The organism is Sphingomonas trueperi, from assembly GCF_040545965.1.
In the GTDB taxonomy this organism is placed as follows: domain Bacteria; phylum Pseudomonadota; class Alphaproteobacteria; order Sphingomonadales; family Sphingomonadaceae; genus Sphingomonas; species Sphingomonas trueperi_C.
Genome location: NZ_JBEPMV010000016.1, coordinates 1 through 1,063, shown reverse-complemented (window position 1 = coordinate 1,063; position 1,063 = coordinate 1). Strand labels below are relative to the sequence as shown.

Sequence of the window (1,063 nt, the reverse complement as noted above, 5' to 3'; positions counted from 1 at the left end):
TAGAGCATCTTCACGATGGGCGGAATCGCGAGGGATTCCCTTTTCGGTGGTCGTGTGATTCATAGGCGTCCGTCACGACGGAGGCGGCAATGGGTTGGCGATCTGGGCAGAGTTACTCGCAGGATTTGCGCGATCGGGTGCTGGCAGCGGTGGACGGCGGGATGCCGGTTCGCGAGGCAGCAGTGCTCTTCAAGGTCAGCGTGGCCTATATTTACAAGGCGCGGATCCGGCGACGGCTGACCGGTGATGCCGGGATCAACCCGAACCGCGGCCGTCCCCCGCGCAAGCTCTCCCCAACACAGGAACTGGCGCTGGCGGCGCACATCCGCTCGCAGCCGGGGATCACGCTGGCGCAGGCGCAAGCGTGGCTGCTGGCCGAACACGGGATCGGGCTCAGCACCGGCGCGATGTGGAATGCGGTGCGGCGGCTCGGCCTGTCGTTTAAAAAAAGCCCTGCACGCAGCCGAACAGGAGCGGCCGGACGTCGCGGCACGTCGCCAGTTGTGGCGGGCAGCCCAGCCGTTCATCGACCCTGAGAGCCTCGTCTTCCTCGACGAGACGGGGGTAAACACCAAGATGGCGCGGCTCTATGGCTGGGCGCCGGTCGGCAAGCGCTGCCGCGATCGCGTGCCGTTCGGACATTGGAAGACGATGACCTTCATCGCAGGCCTGCGCCTGACCGGCATGACCGCGCCTTGGGTGCTTGACGGGCCGATGGATGGCGACGCCTTTCGGGTTTATGTCCGCGACGTCCTGGCGCCCACGCTCCGGCGCGGCGATGTCGTGGTGCTCGACAATCTGCCTGCCCACAAGGTCGCCGGCATCCGCGAGGCTATCACCGCCCGGCGCGCCCAACTCTTCTACTTGCCTCCTTACAGCCCCGACATGAACCCGATCGAGATGGCCTTTGCCAAGCTCAAGGCGCTCCTGCGCCAGCAGCCAGCCCGAACCGTCGATGCCCTTGTCGAGCGCATCGGCGAACTGCTTGATCGCTTCCCGCCCTGCCAATGTGCCAACTTCTTCCAGGCCGCTGGATATCAACGGTCAATGTGAAATTGCTCTA

At 65.0% G+C, this 1,063-nt stretch carries 1 protein-coding gene; it reads left to right on the top strand.

Annotated elements, in window-relative coordinates; genetic code table 11:
• Positions 1-89 precede the first annotated feature (89 nt).
• Positions 90-1,053 (top strand): IS630 family transposase gene (locus ABIC35_RS21755; protein WP_121071801.1). Its coding sequence is split into 2 segments (ribosomal slippage): positions 90-440 and positions 442-1,053, totalling 963 coding nucleotides; the frame shifts between segments, so codons are not numbered across the junction.
• Positions 1,054-1,063: the final 10 nt, after the last annotated feature.